Source organism: Rubneribacter sp. (genome assembly GCF_965361815.1).
In genome coordinates this window covers 1-6,300 of sequence record NZ_CBDTNW010000128.1, presented here as the reverse complement: position 1 = coordinate 6,300, position 6,300 = coordinate 1, and the positions used below count along the sequence as shown (strand labels likewise).

Annotated in this window: 6 protein-coding genes; 2 read left to right on the top strand and 4 right to left on the bottom strand. The window is 65.3% G+C overall.

The window, feature by feature from the left end; translation table 11 throughout:
* Positions 1-296: 296 nt before the first annotated feature.
* The 4 genes from ACWKY3_RS09540 to ACWKY3_RS09525 are packed head-to-tail and all read right to left on the bottom strand — an operon-like array spanning position 297 to position 3,322.
* Positions 297-977, bottom strand: coding sequence for a hypothetical protein (locus ACWKY3_RS09540; RefSeq protein ID WP_449316172.1), 681 nt, complete (start codon positions 975-977; stop codon positions 297-299).
* Positions 967-2,628: a hypothetical protein gene (locus ACWKY3_RS09535; RefSeq protein WP_449316171.1), complete on the bottom strand. Its 1,662-nt coding sequence runs from the start codon at positions 2,626-2,628 to the stop codon at positions 967-969. The genes ACWKY3_RS09540 and ACWKY3_RS09535 overlap by 11 nt, the downstream gene beginning before the upstream one ends.
* Positions 2,629-2,631: 3 nt before the next feature.
* The gene (locus ACWKY3_RS09530) at positions 2,632-3,021 is read right to left on the bottom strand and encodes a hypothetical protein (RefSeq protein ID WP_449316170.1); all 390 of its coding nucleotides are present in this window, start codon (positions 3,019-3,021) and stop codon (positions 2,632-2,634) included.
* 25 nt (positions 3,022-3,046) lie between these two features.
* Complete coding sequence (locus ACWKY3_RS09525) at positions 3,047-3,322, bottom strand: hypothetical protein (RefSeq protein ID WP_449316169.1); 276 nt, start codon at positions 3,320-3,322, stop codon at positions 3,047-3,049.
* A gap of 230 nt (positions 3,323-3,552) precedes the next feature.
* Between ACWKY3_RS09525 and ACWKY3_RS09520 the strand changes: the two genes are divergently transcribed.
* Positions 3,553-4,980: a Sapep family Mn(2+)-dependent dipeptidase gene (locus ACWKY3_RS09520; protein ID WP_449316168.1), complete on the top strand. Its 1,428-nt coding sequence runs from the start codon at positions 3,553-3,555 to the stop codon at positions 4,978-4,980.
* 175 nt (positions 4,981-5,155) lie between these two features.
* On the top strand, positions 5,156-5,869 hold the full coding sequence (locus ACWKY3_RS09515) for a LytR/AlgR family response regulator transcription factor (protein WP_449316167.1): 714 nt from the start codon (positions 5,156-5,158) through the stop codon (positions 5,867-5,869).
* The last annotated feature ends 431 nt before the right edge of the window (positions 5,870-6,300 follow it).

Genomic DNA, 6,300 nt, shown 5'->3' with positions numbered 1-6,300 from the left:
CGAGAGTCGAACTCGCACGTCAAAGACAACGGTTTTTGAGACCGCCGCGTCTGCCATTCCGCCACTCGGGCGCATCGCAGAAGTATAGCGGATGCGCGGAAGCGCGTCGAGGGGAAAATGGGGAGCGCTTCGGACGATCTGCGCGATCGCATGGGCGGTCGCGCAGCCAGCAGGCCCACGCCCCGTAGCCGCCGTACGAAAGCGCCGCGGCCAGCGACAGGGCGAGCGCGGCCGATACGATGCGCCGGGCCCTCCCCGCGGCGCGCCGGGCTTTCGCCTCAGGGCCCGCCGGCATCTCAGCCCTCATCGCCGCCCCCCTCCAGCCAGGGGGCCTCCACGCGCAGCTCGCCCAGGTCGCCCTCGGAGAAGCGCGTGGCGCCGGCGTTGGCCTCCAGGTACCCGGGCACGAAGAATCCCCACACGGTCCACTCGGCCCACTCCTCCACGTCCCCCCGCGTCCAGCCCGTGGCCTCGAGGAACTCCCCCTCGGGGACGTCGAACCGGACGTCGTCGCCCTCCACGGCGCGGTACGTCACCTCCGTGAAGGACAGCGTCCTCGTGGCCGCGTCGTAGACCCACTCGGGGCAGACCTTGTAGACGGCCCCGTCGGGCCCGTCCACGTCCCGCAGGAGGGAGAAGAGGACGGTGCCCTCCTTAAGCGAGATCGTGATGCCCCCTCCTCCCCACTCGTCGCCTCGGTAGCTTCCCCGCCACTCCCTGGCGTCGTTCTCCATCTTGACGGCCAGCTTGTCGGTGGCCCCGCCGAACTCCTCGGGGGGCCATTTCCTGATCAGCAGTCCCTTGTAGAGGCTGTCGGGGAGGAAGAGGACCTGCTGGCCGTAGATCAGCTCGTCGAAAATGTTCCGGTCGCGCAGCCAGCGGGCCCACGCCCCGTAGCCGCCGTACGAAAGCGCCGCGGCCAGCGACAGGGCGAGCGCGGCTGACGTGGCGCGCCGGGCTTTCCTCTTAGAGCTCATGGCGATTCTCCTTAAGAGCCTTCAGGAACGCCGCGGTGTCTTCAAAGCATGGCTCAGACTCAATATAGGCCACCTTATCGGCGGTGGAGAGGTTGCTTTCAGAAGGGACGTTCGGTCCCTTCTTCCAGCCGGTTTGGATGTTCATGGCGAGGTCGGGGTTTTGGATGTTCTCGAACACCTTGTCCACCACGGCGTCGTAGCCGCCGTTGTTTTCCAGGAACAGCTCCGCGCGGGTCCATTTCCCGGCCTCGATTCCGCTGTAGTAGCGCTCGGTAGCTTCCTGGTATTCCAGCGAGCCGCCCTTCATGAGGTGGAGGATGTTGTCGGCGTCGAGGTCGGCCAGGTAGTCGTCGTTTCCGAGGGAGGTGTGCTCGTAGCGCCTGTGTATATCCCCTTCTTGAACGATCGTGGCGTCCCCTAGCCAGCCCGACGCGTCCTCGCGCTCGCCGCTGCCGCCCGAGAAGCCAAGGTCGACCAGGGGGCTGTGCCGGCCGAGGGAGGTTGCCAGGCCGGTGGCGAGGGTGATGCAGTGGTGGGCGAAGTCGGCCCGGCCGCCCTCCGCCCAGACGCCAAGGCGCGCGTTCCAGAAGCACTCGAACTCCTCGAAGGAGGCATCGTCGCCGTAGGCCTTCTTGTAGGAGGCAAAGAAGGCGTTCCGATCGCCCTCTGATATCTCTTCCAAGTCTAACTCATCCCTCTTCCCGCCCGTCATCTGGTTCTGCAGCCTCACGTTGTAGCGCAGCTTGCGATGCGCCGCCGCGGACAGCCCCAAGAAGGCGAACACCTCCTCCTCGCTCGCATCGATCAGCCACTTGCCACCCAGGTAGACAAGCGCTTGGATCAAACCCGGCGCGTTGCCCGCCGTCATGTCCCACTGATCGCCGCTGTAGGAAAGCCCGCCGATCAGACGCAGGTACAGCCAGTCCAGCTGCTGCTGCGTCGCGTTCGGCAGCTGGTTGCGCAGCCCGCTGTACACGGTCCACAGGCCCTCGGCCGTCTCGTCGTCGAATCCGAACCGCTCCTTCTGGAGCTTGGTGAACGCGGCCTTCGTGGTGCCGTAGAACGCGCGCTCGGCATCGGCCATCCACGACGCGCTCTGTTGGTACGAGAACCCGCTTGCGGGGTCGAACCGCGCCGTGGTCAGGTAAGACAACCCTGCCCGCACGGTGTCGAAAGAGGCCGAGGAGTACAGCCCGTTGGTCTCGGCGCAATAGCTGTACACTTTCGACAGGCGATTGCTCGTGTACGCGTCCAGGCTGCGCAGCGAATCAAGGTACCTCGGCGACAGCCGCGCGCCAAGGCATCCTTCAAGCTCGCCTATCGAAAAGCGGATGCTGTTCTGCTGCTCGATCAACTCCTGCTCGCTCACGCGCGCCGTTCCGCCCCAATAGGACGAGACCGTGCTCGCAAGGCGGTCGTTCATTCCCTCAAGCTCCTCGGCTGCGTTCGCCACCGCAAGCCACCACGCTGCCCACGCTTCTCCGAAATGCCGCTTGATCGAGCTCCACGCCTCTCCTTGCAAGATGACTTCCTGCGAGAATGCGGCGCAGGCGTTCCTGCGGCCCACCGCCGCCTCGCGCAGCTGCCGCAGCGCCTGGGTGTCGCTTGCCGCCTGACGGCCCACCTCGGCCGGACGTATCTCTATTCCCATGGGTCACCACCTCCAATCCGCGTCGGAGCGCCTCCCGCTGCGCGCCTCCAGCGCGCGGCACTTCCGGCTCCACGCGTCGTGGGCCTCGTCTATCCTCCGGTCGATGCGCGCTATCTCGGCTCGTGCATGCGCAGCCTGCTCGTCAAGGCGCTCGTCCGTTTCCGACGAGGCAAACCTCAGGTCGGATTCCGCGTTCTCCAGCTGCCAGCGGTCTTCGGGCGGGCATGATTCCGCAAGCGCCTCCACGATGGCGCGCACGTTGCCGTCCACCCATGATTTCAGGTGCGAGGCGTCCTCGATCTCGCGCAGTTTCTCGCGCTGGGCATCTTGCCTTTGCTCGAGGGCCGCGACCAAACGCTGGTGGTCCTCAAGGGCCCGTTCGATCTCGTCCATGGATCGTCCTCCCGTCGGTCGGTTCTCACCGGGTTGCCCGGATGGAGGACGCCGCGTTGCGGTCGGCGTCCTCGAAGGCTTGGACAGCCTGCGCTATCCGGTCGATGTCGCTGCAAAACTGGGCGAGGCCCGAGGCGGAGACTGTGCGCAGCGTTGTGAAGGCGTCGCATCTTCCCTGATCGACGGCTGTGTTGTCGGCGTAGACCTTTTCTGCGGCCTTCATGGCCGCAATGCTGTCGCATCCTTCTCGCAGCGTGTTCTGGTGCAGCTGGGCCGTGGAACGGCATGTGACGATGTCCATGCGGCTTTCCCTCCTCGCTTCGAGGACTTTATGCAGTTCTGACACTACCATATGCGGCGCCATCGCTCTTGCAAGAATCGGAGGGGTCAAGTTCGACGTAAAGTGAAACAATAGACTATCAACATATTTCTGACCGTTTTTCGCTCATCTAGCGCGTCGGCGCCCGATGCCGCATAATGGGCCGCAACGCGCATATCCGCATTGTTCGAAACGACAGTGGGAGGAGTCTCATGGAACGCGAGGAGCTGACAAAGAAGATCGACGCTTATCTTGAGGACAAGTGGGACGCCATGGTGGAGGACATCGCCGCCCTTGTGCGCATCCCCAGCTTTCAGGAGGACGACAAGAAAGAACCCGGCGCGCCGTTCGGCCCCGGTCCGAAGAAGGCGCTTGCGGCCGCCCTTGATCTGGCCGTCCGCATGGGGTTCCAAACGCACGACGCCGAAGGCTACATCGGCTACGCCGACTTTCCCGGAGCATCCGACACGCAGCTTGGCATCATCGGCCACATGGACGTGGTGCCCGCCGGCCCCGGTTGGACGTTCGAACCCTACGAGGTCACGCGCAAGGACGGTTACCTTATCGGCCGCGGCACGCTTGACGACAAGGGGCCGAGCGTCGTGGCCCTGCACGCCCTCAAGTTCTGGAAGGACCTCCAGGACGCCGGCGACGCGCCGCAGTTCCCCTGCACCGTGCGTTTCCTGTTTGGCGCGAACGAGGAGTCGGGCATGGCCGACGTGGCCTACTACCGCAAACGCTACGACGACCCGGCGTTTCTGTTCACGCCCGATGCCGAGTTCCCCGTGTGCTACGGCGAGAAGGGCGGCTACGACGGCACCCTGACCAGCAAGCCCATACCCGAATGCGAGCGCATCGTGCTGGAGTTCACGGGCGGCGCGGCCACCAACGCCGTGCCCGGCCAGGCCGAGGCCCTGGTGAAGGCTTCCGCCGACAGCCTGCCCGCCGCCGAGCGTCTGACCATCGAACCTGCCGGGGAAGGGCTTTCCCGCATCGTCGCCGCCGGCAAGAGCGCTCACGCCTCCACGCCGGACGAGGGCGTGAACGCCATCGGGCTTATCGTGGACTACCTGCTGAAAAACGGCCTGTGCGGCGCCGACGAGCGCGCCTTCCTCGAACTGGACCAGAAGCTGCTCAACCACTCCGACGGCAGCGGCCTGGGCATCAAGGCGTCCGACGAGTACTTCGGCCCCCTCACCGTGGTCGGCGGCACCATCGCCCTTGAGGACGATCGCTTCGTCCAAACGCTCGACAGCCGTTTCCCCACATCCATCACGGCCGATCAGATCACCGAGCGCCTGGGAAGCCTGGCCGGCCAGGTGGGCGCGACGTTCCAGAACACCCTGCTCATGGAGCCGTTTCTTGTGCATCCGGACAACCCCGCCATCCAGGCGCTGCTAGACGCGTACAACGAGACCACCGGCGAGGACGCCCAACCCTTCACCATGGGCGGCGGCACGTACGCGCGCGAGTTCGCAAGCGGGGCGAGCTTCGGTCCCGAGAAGCCGTGGGTGAAGGACCCGGAGTGGGTGGGCAGCATGCACGGCCCCGACGAGGGCGTGAGCGAGGAGCTGCTCAAAGAGGCGTTCGGCATTTACGTGCGCGCCATCGACAAGCTCATGCGGATCGACCTGCGCTGAGCCTGCGCCATATGCAAGCATGCCTCCTTGTTGCCCGCCGCCCGCCGTCTCGTCGCCAATGGGTATTGTCGATGGGTTTCCCCGTTCTTCCGGCTTTCTCGTGTGGGAGGCCCTCGATGCCGTATAATAGCGCCCAAGCAACGATTCGATAGCGTTCGGAAGCGAGGAGGCACCCGTGTTGAAAGCGATGATCGTCGATGACGAGGCTCCCGCGCGCTCAGAGCTCAAGTTCCTGCTCGATGAGTTGGGGCAGACCGAGGTTGTGGCCGAGGCGGCCAGCGTGCGCGAGGCCATTGAGAAGCTGAAGGAATATCCCGTTGACGTGATGTTCCTTGACATCAACATGCCCGAGGCCACGGGCTTGCAGCTCGCCGAGGCGTTGCAGCATCTCAAGTTCCCTCCGGCGGTGGTGTTCGTGACCGCGTACAGCGAGTTCGCCCTCGACGCATTCAAGGTGAGCGCGATCGACTACCTGGTGAAACCGGTTGAAACGGAGCGCCTTGCCCAGGCTATCGCCCGTGTGCGCGAGCATGTGTCGTTGCACGTGCAGGCGCAGAAGTCCGAGCGCATCCCCGTTGAGAAGGGCGGCAAGAAGATCCTTATCGGCATCGACAAGATTCGTTTCGTCATGGCGCGCGACGACTACGCCTACCTGCAAACGGATGCGGACCGCTACTTCTCCACGGTGAGCCTCGCCCAGCTGGAGAAGCGCTTGGACGGTCATGGGTTTTTCCGCGTGCATCGCGGCTACCTGGTGAACCTGTCCATGGTGGAGGAGATAGAGTCGGTGTCGGGCGGCACGCTGCTGCTCACGCTCAACGGCGTGGAGGAGAAGATTCCCGTGTCGCGCCGCCGTGTATCCGCCCTCAAGAAGGCGCTGGGTCTGTAAGGCGCTCGCTGCTGCATCGTATGAGAGCGACCCGTCCTTTGGGCGGGTCGCTGTGCGCTTGGGGTGGAGGGTTGAAGGCGGAAGGCGAGAGGGCCTCTGCCCGGCGCAACGAGCTCTCTGTTAGACCACCGTTGACACGGACCCCGCCGGAGGCGGCTCGGCGGGGGCCGGGGGGGTCGACCGAAAGTTGGTCACAAAACGCGCCCTGTGGCACGCCCGGGGCCGCCTTTCCGCCCTCCGCGCCCCTCGCGCTCGGGGAAATCCCAGGTCGCGGGAATCGCACGGCGCACCGGCGCGCCGGATCGGCCCTCCGGAGTGCCATAGGGCGTCGTTTGTGACCAACTTGCGGAAGCGCCCCTGTTGAACCAGGACCGGCAGAGGCCGAGCCGGCCCGTCGGGCAAAGCCCCGCTGGGGGGGGGGGGGGGGGGGG